Origin of the sequence: Anaerostipes sp. AF04-45, assembly GCF_003461725.1 — a bacterium.
GTDB lineage: Bacteria > Bacillota > Clostridia > Lachnospirales > Lachnospiraceae > Anaerostipes > Anaerostipes caccae.
This window is the reverse complement of the sequence record NZ_QTXQ01000001.1, coordinates 480,971-499,433: the sequence shown is the minus strand read 5'-3', so window position 1 is coordinate 499,433 and position 18,463 is coordinate 480,971. Positions and strand designations below refer to the sequence as shown.

At 46.4% G+C, this 18,463-nt stretch carries 20 protein-coding genes; all 20 read left to right on the top strand.

All coding sequences use genetic code 11. From position 1 onward, the window contains the following. Nucleotides 1–6: 6 nt before the first annotated feature. Complete coding sequence (locus DWV34_RS02635) at nucleotides 7–1,209, top strand: phage major capsid protein (RefSeq protein ID WP_118475303.1); 1,203 nt, start codon at nucleotides 7–9, stop codon at nucleotides 1,207–1,209. A gap of 17 nt (nucleotides 1,210–1,226) precedes the next feature. After that, the gene (locus tag DWV34_RS02630) at nucleotides 1,227–1,538 is read left to right on the top strand and encodes a head-tail connector protein (protein WP_118475301.1); all 312 of its coding nucleotides are present in this window, start codon (nucleotides 1,227–1,229) and stop codon (nucleotides 1,536–1,538) included. 1 nt (nucleotide 1,539) lies between these two features. Next, entirely contained in the window at nucleotides 1,540–1,875 is a 336-nt protein-coding gene (locus DWV34_RS02625; RefSeq protein ID WP_118475299.1) for a head-tail adaptor protein, read from the top strand. Next, nucleotides 1,868–2,299: an HK97-gp10 family putative phage morphogenesis protein gene (locus DWV34_RS02620; protein ID WP_118475297.1), complete on the top strand. Its 432-nt coding sequence runs from the start codon at nucleotides 1,868–1,870 to the stop codon at nucleotides 2,297–2,299. The genes DWV34_RS02625 and DWV34_RS02620 overlap by 8 nt, the downstream gene beginning before the upstream one ends. After that, nucleotides 2,296–2,637, top strand: coding sequence for a hypothetical protein (locus tag DWV34_RS02615; protein WP_118475295.1), 342 nt, complete (start codon nucleotides 2,296–2,298; stop codon nucleotides 2,635–2,637). The genes DWV34_RS02620 and DWV34_RS02615 overlap by 4 nt, the downstream gene beginning before the upstream one ends. Nucleotides 2,638–2,640: 3 nt before the next feature. Continuing rightward, nucleotides 2,641–3,237 carry a major tail protein gene (locus DWV34_RS02610; protein WP_118475293.1) on the top strand — a complete coding sequence of 199 codons (597 nt, stop codon included), beginning with the start codon at nucleotides 2,641–2,643 and terminating at the stop codon, nucleotides 3,235–3,237. Between the two features lie 14 nt (nucleotides 3,238–3,251). After that, nucleotides 3,252–3,635, top strand: coding sequence for a hypothetical protein (locus DWV34_RS02605; protein WP_118475291.1), 384 nt, complete (start codon nucleotides 3,252–3,254; stop codon nucleotides 3,633–3,635). Nucleotides 3,636–3,661: 26 nt separating this feature from the next. After that, the gene (locus DWV34_RS17170; RefSeq protein WP_158565670.1) at nucleotides 3,662–3,823 is read left to right on the top strand and encodes a hypothetical protein; all 162 of its coding nucleotides are present in this window, start codon (nucleotides 3,662–3,664) and stop codon (nucleotides 3,821–3,823) included. 12 nt (nucleotides 3,824–3,835) lie between these two features. Continuing rightward, entirely contained in the window at nucleotides 3,836–6,391 is a 2,556-nt protein-coding gene (locus DWV34_RS02600) for a phage tail protein (protein ID WP_118475289.1), read from the top strand. 16 nt (nucleotides 6,392–6,407) lie between these two features. After that, nucleotides 6,408–7,184, top strand: coding sequence for a distal tail protein Dit (locus tag DWV34_RS02595; protein WP_118475286.1), 777 nt, complete (start codon nucleotides 6,408–6,410; stop codon nucleotides 7,182–7,184). A gap of 4 nt (nucleotides 7,185–7,188) precedes the next feature. Then, the gene (locus tag DWV34_RS02590) at nucleotides 7,189–9,714 is read left to right on the top strand and encodes a phage tail spike protein (protein ID WP_118475284.1); all 2,526 of its coding nucleotides are present in this window, start codon (nucleotides 7,189–7,191) and stop codon (nucleotides 9,712–9,714) included. Nucleotides 9,715–9,725: 11 nt separating this feature from the next. Next, the gene (locus tag DWV34_RS02585; RefSeq protein ID WP_073126833.1) at nucleotides 9,726–9,923 is read left to right on the top strand and encodes a hypothetical protein; all 198 of its coding nucleotides are present in this window, start codon (nucleotides 9,726–9,728) and stop codon (nucleotides 9,921–9,923) included. Beyond that, nucleotides 9,916–10,479, top strand: a complete 564-nt coding sequence (locus DWV34_RS02580) for a hypothetical protein (RefSeq protein WP_118475282.1) — start codon at nucleotides 9,916–9,918, stop codon at nucleotides 10,477–10,479. The genes DWV34_RS02585 and DWV34_RS02580 overlap by 8 nt, the downstream gene beginning before the upstream one ends. A 26-nt stretch (nucleotides 10,480–10,505) precedes the next feature. Next, nucleotides 10,506–12,944, top strand: a complete 2,439-nt coding sequence (locus tag DWV34_RS02575) for a glycosyl hydrolase family 18 protein (protein ID WP_118475440.1) — start codon at nucleotides 10,506–10,508, stop codon at nucleotides 12,942–12,944. 75 nt (nucleotides 12,945–13,019) lie between these two features. Beyond that, a complete protein-coding gene (locus tag DWV34_RS02570) occupies nucleotides 13,020–13,442 on the top strand; it encodes a phage holin family protein (RefSeq protein ID WP_118475438.1) in 423 nt (140 codons plus the stop codon). Between the two features lies 1 nt (nucleotide 13,443). Then, nucleotides 13,444–14,388: an N-acetylmuramoyl-L-alanine amidase gene (locus tag DWV34_RS17960; RefSeq protein ID WP_118475280.1), complete on the top strand. Its 945-nt coding sequence runs from the start codon at nucleotides 13,444–13,446 to the stop codon at nucleotides 14,386–14,388. 131 nt (nucleotides 14,389–14,519) lie between these two features. Next, on the top strand, nucleotides 14,520–14,735 hold the full coding sequence (locus tag DWV34_RS02560) for an SHOCT domain-containing protein (RefSeq protein ID WP_118475278.1): 216 nt from the start codon (nucleotides 14,520–14,522) through the stop codon (nucleotides 14,733–14,735). A 62-nt stretch (nucleotides 14,736–14,797) separates the two neighbouring features. Further along, nucleotides 14,798–16,360, top strand: a complete 1,563-nt coding sequence (locus DWV34_RS02555; RefSeq protein ID WP_118475275.1) for a recombinase family protein — start codon at nucleotides 14,798–14,800, stop codon at nucleotides 16,358–16,360. Then, nucleotides 16,361–16,795, top strand: coding sequence for a recombinase family protein (locus DWV34_RS02550; protein WP_118475273.1), 435 nt, complete (start codon nucleotides 16,361–16,363; stop codon nucleotides 16,793–16,795). Then, complete coding sequence (locus DWV34_RS02545) at nucleotides 16,782–18,353, top strand: recombinase family protein (protein ID WP_118475435.1); 1,572 nt, start codon at nucleotides 16,782–16,784, stop codon at nucleotides 18,351–18,353. The genes DWV34_RS02550 and DWV34_RS02545 overlap by 14 nt, the downstream gene beginning before the upstream one ends. The last annotated feature ends 110 nt before the right edge of the window (nucleotides 18,354–18,463 follow it).

Below are 18,463 nucleotides of genomic sequence, written 5' to 3'. Positions count from 1 at the left end.
TTTATTATGACGATTAATGAACTGCGCGAAAAGCGTAACCAGGCTTGGCAGGCTGCAAAGGCATTTGTGGAAACCAAGCGCGACAAGGACGGTCTGCTTTCCGATGAGGATGCAAAGACCTATGCACAGATGGAGAAGAAGGTTCAGGACTACGGTGCTGAAATCGAGCGTATGGAGGCTATGGCAGCTATGGATGCACAGCTTTCCAAACCTACTTCTGCTCCGATTACGGAAAAGCCTATGAACGGCAATTCCGCACATGACCAGAAGCCTAAGACAGGACGTGCTTCTGATGCCTACAAGGACGGTATGCTTAAGGCACTCCGTACCAACTTCCGCAATGTGTCAAATGTTCTCCAGGAGGGCGTTGATGCCGATGGCGGTTACCTTGTTCCGGAAGAGTACGATACCCGTTTGATTGAGGCATTGGAGGAAGAAAACATCTTCCGTAAGCTCGGTCATACCATCACTACCAGTGGTGAGCGTAAAATTAACATCGCAGCCACTAAGCCTGCGGCAGCGTGGATTGACGAGGGTGAGGAACTCACCTGGGGTGATGCGAAGTTCGCCCAGATCAACCTGGATGCCCACAAGCTTCATGTTGCTGTGAAGGTAACTGAGGAGCTTCTGTATGACAATGCATTCGGTCTTGAGAAGTACATTCTCCGTCAGTTTGCAAAGGCTCTCGCCAATGCAGAAGAGGATGCTTTCCTCAACGGTACCGGTGTAGGTCAGCCTTTGGGTCTGCTTGCATCTGAAGGTGGTGCGGAAATTGGTGTGACTGCTGCATCTGCAACGGACATCACTGCCGATGAACTCATTGACCTTGTGTACTCCCTTAAGCGTCCTTACCGTAAGAACGCCAAGTTCATCTGCAATGACCAGACCTTGGCTGCCATCCGTAAGCTGACTGACAAGAACGGCCGTTATCTTTGGCAGGATTCCGTGCAGGCAGGAGAACCTGGCAGACTGTTGGGTTATGAGGTACACACTTCTCCTTATTTCCCTGTAATCACTGCGGGTATGCCTGCCATTGCCTTTGGTGACTACAGTTACTACAACATCGGTGACCGTGGTATTCGTTCCTTTGCGGAACTTAAGGAACTCTTCGCCGGAAACGGTATGGTCGGCTTTGTTGCCAAGGAGCGTGTAGACGGCAAGTTGGTACTTCCTGAAGCTGTGAAGTTGCTCACTATGGCTACTGCCTAAGATGGGAGGTGGCGGTGATGAGCGAACTTCTGACGAAGGTTAAGGAAAATCTGATACTGGAACATTCAGCGGATGATGGACTGATTGAAAGGTTCATCACCGCCGCCGTTTCTTATGCGGAAAGTTATCAGCATATTGCAGCAGGATATTATACGGAAAATGCGATGCCAGCCACTACCGAACAGGCAGTGATTATGCTGGCATCCCATTTCTATGAATCCAGGGACGGCTCTACAGGCGGTTTCTTTGCTGATAATGTGCAGGCAGGTCAGCAGGTATGGAACACGGTCAACCTTCTTTTAAGGCTCGACCGAGATTGGAAGGTGTGACATGAGTTTCGGAAAAATGAACGGATTTGCAGACATTATTATCACAAAAAAGGTAAAGGACAGCGAGGGTTTCTCTGCTACGGCGGATGAAATCCTCGCCTCTGTCCGTGTTTACAGAGAAGGCCGTCACGGTAGTGAGCGTTGGGCAAATCTTGCTGCATTCTCCGAGGCAACAGACCTGTTCCGCTTTCGATGTATTCCCGGTCTTAATGTTACCACCGACCACATTTTGGTCTGTGAGGATGGAAGGTTTGAAATCACATCCGTAGAGGATGTCAAGGGGCGTGGAATGTATACGGAGGTACTTGCGAAAAAGGTGGTGGCATCCGGTGGCTAAAGTAGACATTAAGATGCCGGAGGACTTTCTGGAGCGTATCTCAAGGCTTGGTTCAGACTTTGACCCTGTGGCACAAAAAGTGCTTGAAGCCGGAGGCGAGATTGTTCTTGCTAAGGCACAGAGCAACCTTTCTTCTGTAGTAGGAAGTGGTACAAAGTATGAATCCCGCTCCACGGGAGAACTGGAAAGTGCCCTTGGTCTGTCTGCTGTGAAGATGGATAAAAACGGCAATCACAATATCAAGGTTGGTTTTGCAGAACCTCGCCGTGACGGTATCAGTAATGCAAAATTGGCGAATATCATCGAATATGGCAAACACGGTCAGCCTGCCAAACCTTTTATGAAACCTGCAAAAACTGCATCCCGTGCTGCCTGTATCAGTGCCATGCAGGATAAATTTGAAGAGGAGGTCAGAAAGCTGTGAGTGTACTGTCAGATATCAATGAAACCTTGGAGCCGCTTGGCATTCCGCTTGAAACGGGTGCTTTTAAAGGTCAGGCTCCGGATAAATATATCGTAGTAGTTCCTATGGCAGACAGCTTTGAACTTCATGCTGACAATACTCCAGGATGCGATATCCAGGAGGCTCGAATTTCTCTGTATGCCAAAGGCAGCTACACAAAAGATAAAAATTTGATTGTCCGTGCCTTGATTGGCGCGGATTTTACCATAACCGACCGCAGATATATCGGTTATGAAACCGAAACAGGCTACTTCCATTACAACGTGGATGTGGCAAAACACTATGAAATGGAGGAATAAACAATGGCTACTATCGGTCTTGATAAACTTTTTTATGCCAAAATCACCGAAGATGAAACGGGAGATGAAACCTACGGTACTCCGGTGCAACTGGCAAAGGCAATGAACGCCGACCTTTCGGTGGAACTTGCCGAGGCAACCCTTTATGCCGATGATGGTGCATCGGAAATCGTAAAGGAATTTAAGAACGGCACACTTTCTCTTGGTGTGGATGATATCGGTGCTTCTGTGGCATCCGACCTTACGGGTGCGACCATTGATGCAAACGGCGTTGTGGTGTCTGCAAGTGAGGATGGCGGTGAGCCTGTAGCTGTGGGTTTCCGTGCAAAGAAATCCAACGGCAAATACAAGTATTACTGGCTCTATCGTGTGAAGTTCGGTATTCCTGCCACAAACCTTGCTACCAAGGGTGACAGTATTACTTTCTCTACACCTACTATTGAGGGTACGATTCTTCGCCGCAACAAAGTGGACGGCAAGGGCAAGCATCCTTGGAAGGCAGAGGTCACGGAAGGTGATGCTGCCGTAACTTCGGAAATTATCACGAACTGGTATCAGGAAGTATATGAACCTTCCTTTGCTACAGAAACGGCTGAATAAGGAGGATATGACACATGGATAACGAACGCTCTGCAATTATCAATATCGGTGGTGACGAGTATACATTGCTTCTCACTACTAAAGCTACCAAGGAAATCGCAGGACGCTACGGTGGTCTTGAGAACCTTGGTGATAAGCTGATGAAGTCTGAAAATTTCGAGATGGCTATCGGTGAAATCGTATGGCTGATTACGCTGCTTGCCAATCAGTCCATCCTTGTCCACAATCTGAAGAACAAGGATAACAAGCGTGATGTCCTCACGGAGGAGATGGTGGAACTTTTGACTTCTCCTTTGGATCTGGCAGACTACAAGGTTGCCATTACGGAGGCTTTGTATAAGGGCACCAAGCGTAATATCCAAAGCGAGGACAACTCAAAAAACGCAGTGGTCGGGTAACAGACGAGGAACTGTTCACCCGGCTATTGTATTACGGCATCAGTCAGCTTCATCTGTCAATGGATGAGGTGTGGCTGATGCCGTTTGGTTTGCTGTTGGATTTGTGGGAGTGCCACAAGCAGTACACAGGCGCAGCAAAACCGAAACGAGAGTATTTCATTGACGATATCATTCCGGACGGGATTTAAGGAGGTGGTTTGATGGCGGATGATTTTGGTCTGAAGATTGGTCTTGAAGGTGAAAAAGAATTTAAGAAAGCGTTGTCCGAAATCAACCAGTCCTTTAAGGTTCTGGGGTCGGAAATGAAGGTTGTGACCTCGCAGTTCGACAAAAACGATAATTCCGTGCAGGCACTGACCACAAGAAATCAGGTGCTGAATAAGGAAATCGAGGCACAGAAACAAAAAATCGAAACTTTAAGGCAGGCACTTTCTAACGCATCTGAGTCCTTCGGAGAAAATGACCGAAGGACTCAGCAGTGGCAAATCCAACTGAATAATGCTACGGCGGCGCTCAATGACATGGAGCGTGAACTTGACCGAAATAATACGGCTTTGGATGAAGCAGAGCGTGAGATGGATGATGCCGCCGACAGTGCGGATGATCTGGAAGAAGAAATCGAAGATGCGGGAGATGCTGCCGATGATTCCGAGGGCAAATTCTCAAAACTTGGTGGAACACTAAAAGCTGTTGGTGTGGCAATGGGTGCGGTGGTCACGGCTGCCGCTGCCGCCGCCGTTTCACTTGGAAAAGCGGTGGTAGAAGCCTACGGTGAGTATGAGCAGTTAGTCGGTGGTATCGATACGCTGTTTAAAGACTCATCTGCATCTTTACAGGAATACGCCAATAATGCCTATAAGACGGCGGGTATGTCGGCAAATGACTATATGTCCACGGTCACATCTTTTTCTGCCTCACTGATTTCTTCCCTTGGGGGCGATACTGAGGCAGCAGTGAAGTATGCGGATATGGCCATTACTGATATGGCAGATAACGCCAACAAGATGGGTACAGACATATCCCTCATTCAGAATGCCTACCAGGGATTTGCCAAGCAAAACTATACAATGCTGGACAACCTAAAACTCGGCTATGGCGGTACCAAGACCGAAATGGAGCGTTTGCTTGCTGATGCGCAGGCTATTTCCGGTATTGAATATGACATCAGTTCCTATGCGGATGTGGTGGAGGCTATCCACGTTATCCAAGAAAGCATGGGTGTGGCAGGAGCAACGGCAGCAGAAGCCGAGCATACCATCGAAGGCTCCATGAACGCCATGAAGGCTGCCATCGATAACCTCATCGTTGGTTTTGGTAATGCAGATGCTGACATTGAGATGCTCTGCAACAATGTGGTGGATGCGTTTCAGGATGTGCTGACCAATATTACCCCGGTCATTGAGAATATCATCTCGGCACTGCCAACGGCTCTGAACGCACTGCTTTCGACCGTAGGAGAATTACTGCCGACCTTATTGGATATGGTGGTTGACCTGTTCTCCCAAGTGCTGAATACCATACTGACTATGCTGCCGGAACTTATCCCTGTGGTCATTGATGCGTTAATGACCATCGTGAATACGCTGATAGAAAATCTGCCTCTGCTCATCGATGCCGCCATTCAGATAGTGATGTCTTTGGTACAGGGCATTGGAGAGGCGCTGCCTACATTGATTCCAACGGCAGTACAGGCAGTCATTACCATTGTGCAGAGTCTGATTGACAGTCTGCCGATGATACTGGATGCGGCTTTGCAGCTTATCATGGGATTGGCACAGGGACTTCTTGATGCAATTCCGGTGCTGATTGAGGCACTGCCTTCCATCATACTTGCTATTGTGGATTTTGTGATTGGTGCAATCCCTCAAATTATAGATACAGGTATTCAGCTTCTGACCTCGTTGGTTTCTGCATTGCCAGAAATCATCGTGGCAATCGTGGAGGCTATCCCGCAGATTATTGAGGGTATCATCACAGCAGTGCTTGGTTCTATTCCGCAGATTATCGAGGCAGGCATCGACCTTTTAGTGGCACTCATCCAGGCACTGCCGGAAATCATTACAACGATTGTTGCTGCAATTCCTGAAATTATCAGTTCTGTGGTCAATGCACTGATTAACAGCATTCCGCAAATCGTACAGGCGGGTATTACCTTGCTGACTTCACTGATTAAGAATTTGCCGACTATTATTGTGACAATCGTGAAGGCTGTGCCTCAGATTATTTCCGGACTTGTGAATGCCTTGAGTAAAGGCGTATCTCAAATGGCACAGGTCGGTGGCAACCTTGTCAAAGGCTTGTGGCAGGGCATCCAGTCCCTTGCATCCTGGCTTTGGAACAAGGTATCCGGTTGGATTTCCTCTATCTGGGACGGTATCTGTGATTTCTTCGGCATCCATTCGCCTTCGGATGAGATGGCATGGATTGGCGAGATGTTGGTGGAAGGCTTGGCAGGTGCTATCAATACCAGCGGTAAAGACGCTGTTGCAGCCGCTGAAGGTATGAGTCAGGACATCAATGATGTGATGCAGAGCCTTGCGGATGATATGACTACGGCACTTCCTACAGATTTCAATGTGAATAGTACTGTCAACCGAAATGACACCGTTTCCGGTATGGGAACGGGTTATGGTGCGCTGATTACCATTCAGCAGATGATTGTAAGGAGCGAAGAGGATATCCGTAAGATTTCCCAGGAACTTTACAACTTGATTCAGAGTGGTTCCCGTGCGCAGGGACATTTTACTACAGCATAAAGGAGGGTTTTGACCTATGGGTTTTATTTTTAATGATATTACATCGGCAAGCATGGGCGTCAAAGCCCGTCTGACCTCTTGGCAGGTGTGTGGTAAACTTCGAAACTTTACCACCACTGTGCCTGGTAAATATGGTGTGGCAGATTTTGGTGCAGACTTTGATTACCGTGAAATCAAGATACAGTGCAATATCTATCCGAAACACAGCTTCACATCATTGGTATCTGCCTTGGATGACATTGCTGCATGGCTTGACCCTGTGCAGGGACTCCGTCAGCTTGTGCTTGATGATGTGCCGGATAGATATTTTATGGCAAGGCTTAATGATGCAGTGGATTGTGAAAGGCTCATCCGTTCGGCGGGCAGCTTTGAACTGAAGTTTTTCTGTCCTGACCCGTTCGGATATGCTATCACGGATGAAACTTTCTCCATTGTGGAGGAAGGGGTTCACACCATTACAAGAACGATTGGCAATATTGAGTCACTGCCTGTGTATCGCATTAAGGGTGTGATAACCGCAGGTGCAAGCAATTATATCAGCATTACCACAAACGGCACGGAACTGAAAATCGTAAATGCCACGCTTTCCGAGGGAGAAACCCTCATCGTGGATACTGATAAAATGACCGCCTATGTGGTGGATGAAAACGGAGAAACGCTCCGCAATGGTCTGCCATATTTGCAGGAACTAAACTTTCCGACACTGGCTGTCGGAGATAACACGGTAACCGTGGAAGTAAGCAATGCCACGCTGACCGAATTACAGATACAAGCCAAGAGCAGATGGAGGTGACGGTATGTCTTTGAAAACAATTCTGAATAAACAGACGGATTTTACAGGTGAGTTTCCTGCAGAGTATGCTGCCTCCGGTTTATGGCGTTTCAATGAGTCTGCACCGGATGATAATACGGCACTTGCTGATTCTTCCGGTTGTGGACGCAATTTTACGGTTGTGAACTGGTCTGGAACTACGGCAAATCTTTTGAAGAGTCCGAAAGGCAGACAGATTCGTTTTAACATCAATAATCCAACTTCTGAAAAGACCCATCTGCAGGTGACCAATGACGGCAATATTTTTGCAAATCTTGGAGAGCGTATTATCGTGGGTGGTTGGATGTGCCCTACCACCTATTCCGTTGGTAATACATTCTGTCCGATTTTCAATACCCGTTATGGTCCGGGACAGCCGATTTTCTATCTGTCTTTGTACTCCGGAAAACCGAGAATTATGCTTTATAACGCTTCTGGCAGTCTTATCCTTGATAAGACCGTGACACCGACTTTTTCATTAAAGAATGGTGTGTGGTATTTCATTGCCGGAGTTATCGAGACTACAAGTAAGAAGTTCACCTATGTGGTGGGTGACCGCTCCACAGGCGAAGTTTGGAAATCTGAGGTTCTGACATTTACGGGAGAACTGAACCGCTCCTGCGTTGCAGATCTGGTTATTGGTATGCACGCTACTACCTATTACTATGCAGGTGGTTTTGATGAGTGGTTTCTGGACTGCAATTCAACGCTTACTGCGGATGATTTGGTGGACTTTTTTCATGCAACCATTCTTTGTAATGGTGCAGATAATTCTTCGGATGTAGATGCCACTACCGATGTAAGCGGTGTTACATTGAAAGCAACGAATGGTGTTTATCCGGAAAGCGGTATCCTCTATACCAAGGCTATGGAATGTAACCTTTCCGGTACAGGCAGAGTGTCTTATACCAGTGAGTACGTTGCGGGAACAACGGCAGTGGCATCGGTGGAAACATCCACCAGTGATGACCTTGTGGATTGGAGTGATTGGGTTGCTGTTGGAACAGACGGGAAACTGCAATCTCCGAATCGAAACTATATCCGTTTCAAAGTGACGCTGACCACTACGGATACTTCAAAAACACCGAAACTTATCGATATCCGTCTTTATGATATTCCAAAAGCACCATATGAAAAAATCGGCTATGCCCGTCCTGTGGTTTTGGACGATAACGGAGCGTGGGAGGCCATTTTAGAAAATGCCTATAACATCATTGTCACGGGTGAAATCAATGGTGAGGATACACTGACATTTTCTATTCCGTTCCGTGACGGTAAGCGTAAATACTTGGAAAACGAAAAGAAAATCCAGATTGTGGATGACATTTATAAGGTGCGAACCATCACTGATGTGAAGGACACTGCGGGAAATACAGTTACACAAGTGTATGCCGAAGCGGAATTTTACGATTTGACCTTTTCTGTTCGTAAGGAAGAAAAGAAGTTTGATGCAGAAACAGCGGATATTGCCATGTCTTATGCCTTGGCTGATACGGAGTGGAGTGTGGGAACGGTTAATGTTACATCAAAGCGTACCTGGACTTCTACGGAGAAAAATGCTCTCTCCATTCTTCGCAGTGTTGCCAATCTCCACGGTGGTGACCTCGTATTTGACTGTCCGAACCGATTGGTGCATCTGCTTACGGTCAACGGCAAAGACAGCGGTGCCCTATTTGCCTACAAAAAGAACATGAAAAGCATTGAACGAGTGGTGGATACCCGTTCCCTTGTAACAAGGCTTTATGCGGTCGGTGCCAACGGCATGACCTTTGCTGATATCAATAATGGAAAAGCGTATCTTGAGGATTTCACTTATTCCAAAGAAGTACGCATTACCACCCTTGATTGTTCTTCTTTCACCAATCCGTATCAGATGAAGGAATACACTGCCATGCGTCTTGCAGAATACTGTAAGCCTGCCGTATCTTATGTGCTGAATGCGATGGACTTATCAGTTCTGACGGGTTATGAACATGAGGCATGGAACTTAGGTGATTATGTCCGTGTGGAAGATAAGGATTTGGGTCTTTCGGTCACTACCCGTATCGTGCGCCGAGAATACAATCTGCAGGAGCCTTGGAACACCGTTCTGGAACTTTCCACCACACTAAAGAATCTGGGCAGTTCGGTGAGTTCCATTGATACCATTGCCGATGCACTGGAAGGCACAGGAATGGTATCCAACAACGATATCCGAGAACTTGTTCCGTTCAATCATCTGCGAAATTCCCGTGCAGACGATGGACTGGCATATTGGGTCAGTTCTGGTTTTGAGGCAGACGGAGAAAACGGTGCATCCGGTACAGCATCTTTTAGGGCAGAAGGTGTTGCAGGCATGACAAAAAGTCTGTATCAGACTGTGTATCCTTCCAACCGCAGCAGTTATACACTGTCGGCGCAGATTGCATCGGAGAATTTGAAGAAACTTTCCGATAATGCCCAGGTCGGCATTGAAGTAGTGATTGAATATGAGGACGGCAGCACCGAAACCCGATTCATTGACCTTTACTGATGGAGGTGTCTATGGCTTATTTTTCTAAAACATCGGAGAAGATAATGCCTGAAAATTACTTCTCCAAAGTGAAATCTATTACCGTGCGTGTGTGCGTGACCAACTGCACAGGCACTTTTTATATTACAGACCTTTTGCTGCAGCCGGGTTCGGTTGCTACGGGATGGGTAGGTCATCCCTGTGAAATCAAGTGGGTGCTTGATGGCTAATCCGGTATTCATTCGTTTGGCAGAGGTTATCAATAAAAAGCAGGATATGCGTGTTGTGAACGTTACCGTGAAACCTACCATCACGGACTGCTCCGGCACCATTTGGTTTACTGACCTGCAATTACAGGAAGGTCCTGCACTGACAGGGTATGTGCCACATACGGAGAGTCGACTTGCCAAAGGCAATAAAGTATGGTTCAACGGTGTGGTTCGTTCCGCGGAAACAGTGATTGTCTGTAACCTTGGAGAAACTTCCGGTGGGTTGGATATTCATATTTATCCAAAGTCTGATATGGCAGCAGGCTCGGTGCAGCTTTCCCAAGGTGTGGGTGGACAGAAGGTAAGATTCCCAAACGCACTGGCAGCAGAAGATGATCTGGCACTGCTTGCTTCTGTAAGAGAATGTACGAAGAATGGTGTCACAGAACTAAAAGAGGGATTTTATCAATACAGTGCCGCTTGGGATTCCAAGCATAAGGTTACCTTGGAGGACGGCAAGTCTGCCAGGGTGCTTTTTGAATTACAGGAAATGACGGACGGAGGTGTGTCGATTTGAGGGATAAACTGAAAGGCAAACGTATTATGGTGTGGACATTTATGGGTAATTCCAGAATGTATGAGGCCTTGCGTGATTACGGTGACCGAATCGATACTATCGGTCTATTTTCCTTTAAGGTAGACAAGACAGGAACAATTACCGAGAGCGGCGTTCCCATCAGCAATATGCTGACATACATCAACAAATGGCCACATATCCGATGGTTGCTTACTGTTGCTAACGATGGTGCAAATTCAATTTTTAAGGCTCTGCGTGATAACACGGACGGTGCGCAGGATAAGTTCTGCTCTGAACTTGTGCGTATCATGGAAAAGTATCCGTGGTGCAATGGTGTGGATATCGACTTGGAAAAAGGAGATGACTATTCCACCCACGCAGTATCCACGGCAATGTTCAAGCACATCTACGAAACGGTAAAAGCCTATGACTCCACCAAAGAGATGAACATCTGCCTTCCGGGTATGACTTCTGTTAACGGTTCGGTGGGTGGTGAGAACTGGTGCGTGTATGGTGACCTTGATAAATATTGCGATACTGCATCTATCATGAGTTACGGTATGGCTTGGGCGGGTTCTGCTCCCGGTCCTGTTTCTCCGAGGAGTTGGCTTGAGGGTATTTACGATTATGCTACGAAGGTAATGAATCCCGACAAGGTTTTCCTTGGTATGCCTGCTTACGGTTGGAACTGGCAGATTTACGATACGCCGGAGAACCTTGGGAAATATTATCGTGGTACATCTAACACCTATTACGCCGCAAAATACTGGATGCAGGGTGTCTATAATTTTACCGATGATGCACCTCCCCAACCCTTTATCCCTATTGTTTCCTATTGGGACGATTACGATATGGGGCCGTGGGCATTGCCTCATGTGTACGATTATATGGAAGGCAGGGATGCCACAGATTATTCCTATCCGCTTATGACTGAAACCTATAATCGCAGACGATACCTTACGGCATACGCTAAACAGCAGCACACGGAATTTGGAGAAATTCTCATTGACCGTGGTGCCGAACCGGACAGCTATGACGGTGTGGTTTCTGTATCAAAAACACTGGTCACTTTAGGTGATGAGGGTTCTGCTACCTACAATTTTACGATTGATAAGGCAGGCACTTATGATGTGGCGGTTCGTCTGTGTTACCCATTCTGGGATAAAAACAGCATTTATGCATCTCTTGATGGCAGTACGGTTCATTTCTCCGAGAACAGGCTATGGTGGCCATATTGGAGGACTACCTTCTGGGCGACACTTGCCAAGGGGGTGAGACTTTCTGCAGGAGAACATACACTGACTATTTCCGTTGGTGTAAACGGTGTGCAGTTTTATGGTTTCCGTGTCTGTACCGATTTTTCTGAACAACCAACAGCGGGAGAAGCAGAATATACCCTTGCACCACGAAAGTTTAAAGATGTGAATGGAGATATGGTGGGTCCTGCAACGGGATTTAAGTTGACACTGGAAATGCTCCGCCGAAAGCCTGACTCCGCTCTTGTGTGGTATGAGGATTTCCGTGACGAAGAGAAGATACCGGAAAGCTACTGGACAGTTCTATCCGGTGAGTGGAATGTGTGGCAAGACCCGGAAAGTATGGCAAAACGACCATACTCACAGCTTGAAGGTTATGGTCAGCTTGCATGGAATTATAATGGATTTTCTGATATCCACCTTCGGGCGCAGATTATCTTTCCGGCAAATGGTAGCGGTAAGGCGGGTATCTTCATTGGAACATTATTTTGTTGCCTTAACTATGATACACAGCGTTTGGAATTGTATGAGGGTTCTACGCTGAAAGGCAGTTACGCCATGATAATTTCAAAAACTTCAAAGGCTGACCTTCGCAGCAATCCAAATGTTTACACCATTGAAATGCGTAAACGTGGAAACAAGGTGCGGGTGTATTCCTCTACATTCAATACGCTGCGATTTACTGCAACGGTAAGCAGTGGCGGTGGGTATGCGGGGATTCGTTCTGAAAATCAAATCAACTGTCAATTGCTCCGTTTGGGAGATGCCTGGACGTATGAGCCATATGAGAGATTTGATGTGGTAATGCCGGATGGAACGGAAACTTCCTATGGCAGAATCGAGAGAAGTAACTGCACATGGGATGAGGAGTTCCAAGTATTTACGCTTACTTCCGATGTGGAAGAATACTCTACCAGAAGCGAAGATATTTCTCTGGACTACGAATTTTATCATTCCCACATCATGCCCCTTGAGTGTGGATATGATTATGGAACAAAAATTATCCCAAGGGATATCAACATCTGGATTTCCAGACTGTTCCTTGGGGATTCGGACGGCTTTTCCATTCTGTATTATCAGGACGTGGACAGCCTGATCTATTGGGCGAACCAGGCAGCATATCGTTGGAAACTGCGAGGGATGTGTATGTGGTCCCTTGGACAGGAAGATATGCGAGTCTGGGAGTGGCTGCCTAAACAAACGGAATAACGGCTTGAAGGGTATCTGCCAATGTGGTGGGTGCCCTTTTTGCATACAAAAATTAATGAAAGCGAGGATTTTACTATGAAGGATTTATGGAATACCATTCAAATCATCTTTACTGCCCTTGGCGGCTGGCTAGGTTGGTTCTTGGGAGGCTTTGACGGTCTTCTGTATGCACTGGTGGCGTTCGTGGTTGTGGACTACATCACGGGCGTTATGTGTGCCATTGCAGATAAGAACCTCTCCAGTTCCGTTGGTTTTAAAGGTATCTGCCGTAAGGTGTTGATTTTTACTTTGGTAGGCATCGCACATATCATTGATGCCAATGTTATCGGTGACGGCAGCGTACTCAGAACGGCGGTTATTTTCTTCTATCTCTCCAATGAGGGTGTGAGCCTTTTGGAAAACGCATCCCACCTTGGTTTGCCGATTCCGGAGAAGATGAAGGATATCCTGGAGCAACTCCATAACCGTGCAGAAAATACGGAAAGTGAGGACAAGTAATATGAATTTACACAAACTTATTTTAACGGAAAATGCCTGCTACAAGGCGGGCAGGAAAATCACGGTCAAAGGCATCATGGTTCATTCCACGGGTGCCAACAACCCTAATCTGAAACGCTATGTGGGTCCCGACGATGGTCTGCTTGGCAAAAACCAGTATGGCAATCACTGGAACACTTATCATCCCGGCGGAAGAGAGGTCTGCGTTCATGCCTTTATCGGCAAGCTGGCTGACGGTACGATTGCAACCTATCAGACACTCCCTTGGAATCATCGTGGATGGCACGCCGGAGGCAGTGCAAACAATACTCATATCGGTTTTGAAATCTGCGAGGACGGTCTTACGGATTATGCCTACTTTAAGAAGGTGTACCGTGAGGCCGTAGAACTTTGTGCCTACCTTTGTAAGGAGTACGGATTGACCGAGCAGAACATCATCTGTCACAGTGAGGGTTATAAACAGGACGTTGCATCCAACCACGGAGATGTAATGCACTGGTTTCCGAAACACGGCAAGAGCATGGATACTTTCCGTGCCGAGGTAAAGGCTCTGCTTGCTGCCGATACCAAGGAGGACACCGAAGATACTGCCGAGCCTGTGGTGACCTATCCTGAAAAGCTGACATCCGGTTATTACCGTGTGCGTAAGACATGGAAGGACAGCAAATCACAAGTAGGTGCGTATCGTATCCTTTCCAATGCAAAGACGGCTGCCGATAAGAACCCCGGCACTTTTGTTTTTGCCAATGATGGAACTGCCATTTACCCTGCGGATGAAACCGCCGAGCCGGATTACCGTATCCATACGGTGGTCAAAGGTGATACCCTGTGGGAGATTGCAGAGCGGTATCTTGGTAAAGGTGCAAGATACACCGAAATTAAAAAGCTGAACGGACTGACTTCCAATGTGATTTATAGCGGTTGGAAACTGAAGATTCCGAACTAATATGATGCCCTTTGAGGATTTTTCCTTGAAGGGCATTATTTTTTTTGCTTTTAAGGGGGTTCGATTCAGCCTGTCTTTTCGCATATAGGCAGAGGAAACATTTCCACTGTTGAATGATTGGAGGAATCGAAATGGAAGTACAGAGAATTGAGAATTTTAAGATACCAAATGCCGTTGCACATGAGATTACGCAGGAAGAATTGCAGAAGGAATATGATTATTACAGGGCGCAGAAAGTCTTGGAAACCATGTTTATGTTCGGCATGATTTCTGTGGATGAATTTCACAAAATATCGGCTGTAAATCGCAAAACTTTCTCCCCGTTTCTGTCAGAGATTATGCCGTAAATGACTTGCTATTTCTGCGATAGTACGGGAATATGTCACTACCCAAAAAGTGAGGTGAGTTGATGAAAAGGATAACAAAAATCGGGGCAAATGAATCCTCGGTTCAGAAGAAAAAACTAAAGGTTGCAGCCTATTGCCGAGTTTCTACGGCAAGTGATGAACAGCTTATCAGCCTTGAAGCACAAAAGGCCCATTATGAAAATCATATCCGTGCCAATGACGAATGGGAGTATGTTGGTCTTTACTATGACGAGGGTATCACAGGCACGAAAAAGGATGTCCGTGCCGGACTGCTTTCTATGATTGCAGACTGCGAGGACGGTAAGATTGAATTTATTATTACCAAGTCAATCAGTCGATTTGCCCGTAACACTACGGACTGCCTGGAAATGGTGCGAAAGCTGACAGATTTGGGCATTTCCATTTTCTTTGAAAAAGAAAATATTAACACGGGTTCGATGGAGAGTGAACTGATGCTTTCCATTTTAAGCAGTCTGGCAGAAAGCGAGTCGGTATCCATTTCCGAAAACAGTAAATGGTCGGTGCAGAAACGCTTTCAGAACGGAACCTTTATTATTGCCTATCCTCCATACGGCTATGACAATGATAACGGCACGATGGTTATTGTGCCGGAGCAGGCAGAGATTGTAAAAGAGATTTTTGCAGCCTGCCTTGCTGGAAAAGGTACACACGCTATAGCCAAGGACCTGAATGCCCGTGGCATCAAGACCAAAAAGAATGGTAAATGGGGCGCGGGTGCCATAAACGCCATTCTTACCAATGAAAAATACACAGGTGATGTAATTTTTCAAAAGACCTACAGTGACAGCAATTTTAACCGCCATATCAATTACGGAGAGCGTGACCGTTTCCTTTGCGAGAACCATCATGAACCGATTATCAGTCATGAGGATTTTGAAAAGGTACGCATGGTGCTTGACCAGAGAGCGATGGAAAAAGGCAATGGAACGGATACCTATCGATATCAGAACCGTTATTGTTTCTCCGGTAAAATCAAATGTGGCGAATGCGGGACTACTTTTAAGCGTAGGCAGCATTACAAGCCAAGCGGCAATTATGTGGCTTGGACTTGCGGAAAGCATCTGGAAAACAAGCAAGAATGCTCCATGCTCTACATTTCGGATGACAGCGTTAAGCTGGCTTTTCTGACCATGATGAATAAGCTGACCTATGGTCATCAGGTGGTCTTGAAACCGCTGTTACGCACTCTGCGAGGAATGGATGACAAAGACAGATTGCTCCGTATTCAGGAATTGGATATCTGCATTGAAAGTAATACCGACCGAAAGCAGATTCTTACAAATCTGATGGCAACAGGGGTATTAGAGCCTAATGTTTTTAATCAAGAAAACGCTGCCCTTACTATGGAAGAGCAAAAGCTACGGGCAGAAAAAGAGAAGTTAGTTAATTTCGTTGGCGGTGACAAGACACGAATTAAGGAACTGCAAAAGCTGATGACTTTCACCACCAAAGGTGTGATGCTGACAGCATTCGAAGATGAAACCTTCCTTGCCTATGTGGAAAGTATCACGGTAGAGTCCCGAGCAAAGATTGTGTTCCACTTAAAATGCGGATTGAATCTGACGGAAAGGTTGGTGAGTTAAATGACAGCACATATTCCATACGGATATCGGATTGTAGAAGGAAAAGCTGTGGTAGATGAGATTCAGGCAGAACAGGTCAGAAAGTTTTTCGAAGAATACATTTCCGGCAAAGCACTGAAAGTTGCAGCAGAAAATGTTGGAATAAAGATTTATCACGGCAGTGCCGGAAGGATGCTTCGAAATACCCGTTATCTTGGGGAAGATTATTACCCTGCCATCATTGATCAGGAACTGTTCGACAGAGCCGAAGAAGAAAGACAGTCCAGAGCCAATCAGCTTGGCAGGGTCAGAGAACTGCAAGGTAAAGAAATGCCTGCCGTTCCCCTGCATTTTACAATGGGGCGACAGACAAAAGTTATTTATGACCCTTACGAACAGGCTGAATACGCCTATAGTTTGATAGAAAGTGAGATGAATGCAAATGGAACCAGTTAAAAACATAACGGTAATTCCGGCACGTAGACGTGTTGGCAACACCGCTAAAGAATCAGAAATACCAAAACTGCGTGTGGCAGCCTACTGCCGAGTTTCCACTGACAGTGATGAACAGGCCACCAGTTATGAGGCGCAGGTGGAGCATTATACCGATTACATTCGCAAAAATCCGGAATGGGAGTTTGCCGGAATATTTGCTGATGACGGGATATCCGGAACTAACACGAAAAAACGAGAAGAGTTCAACCGCATGATTGATGAGGCTAGGGCGGGTAAAATCGATATGATTGTTACCAAGTCCATCAGCCGATTTGCGCGAAACACTTTAGACTGCCTAAAATACATCAGGCAGCTTAAGGAAAAGAATATTCCCGTTTATTTTGAAAAGGAAAATATCAACACGATGGATGCCAAGGGCGAGGTGTTGCTTACCATCATGGCGAGCCTTGCACAGCAGGAAAGCCAGTCCTTATCACAGAACGTAAAGTTAGGGTTTCAGTATCGTTATCAGCAGGGGCAGATTACCGTGAATCACAATCGTTTTCTTGGATACACCAAGGATGAAAAAGGACAGTTGATTATTGAACCCGATGAAGCGGAAGTGGTCAAACGAATTTACAGAGAGTACCTGGAAGGTGCAAGTTTGCAGCAGATTGGCAGAGGCTTGGAGGCTGACGGAATTCTGACAGGCGCCGGGAAGAAGAAATGGCGACCGGAAACCCTGCAAAAAATCCTCAAGAACGAAAAGTATATCGGAGATGCCCTTCTGCAAAAGACCTATACCGTGGATTTCTTGGAGAAGAAGCGTGTTCCGAACAACGGATTGGTTCCGCAGTATTATGTGGAAAACAGCCATGAAGCCATTATCCCCCGCGACCTTTATATGCAGGTACAAGAAGAAATGGTCAGACGTGCCAACCTACACAGCGGGCAGAACAGAAAGAAACGTGTTTATAGCAGTAAGTACGCATTATCCTGTATCGTGTACTGTTCCAAGTGTGGTGACATCTACCGTAGAGTTGTGTGGAATAATCACGGTAAGCAATCCGTTGTGTGGCGTTGCTGCACCAGAGTGGAACACGGTCCTGGAGCCTGCAATGCAGACGCTATCCACGAATCAGAATTACAAAACCTTGTGGTTCGAGCCATTAATATGGCACTCGGCAAAAAAGATACGATGAATGAAACCTTGCAAAGAAATGTTGAGGCGGTGCTTACCGGAACAGACGGTGTTCCCATTGCTGAGATTGATGCCCGACTGGAAGAATTGCAGAAGGAGCTTCTGAAGGTCGCAAACGCCAAAGGAAATTATGACAGCATTGTGGATGAGATTTATAGCCTTCGTGAGGCGAAGCAGAATGCCCAAGTGGATAATGCGGAGCGTGAGGGTATGAAACAGCGAATCAGCGAAATGCAGCAGTTCCTTACAGAGCAGACGCAGAACATCACTGAATATGATGAGCAGTTGGTTCGCAGGCTGATTGAGAAAATAACGGTTTACGGCGGAAAGGTTACTGTAGAATTTAAATCCGGCACAAGCGTGGATGTGAGAAGATAACATTTGGATGGAACACACCTTGCAGCAATGCAGGGTGTTTTTCTTTTGCAGTGAAATGTTGCCGATTAGTCTATGAGTATTGACAAATTTACTAAGAGTGCGTATAATAT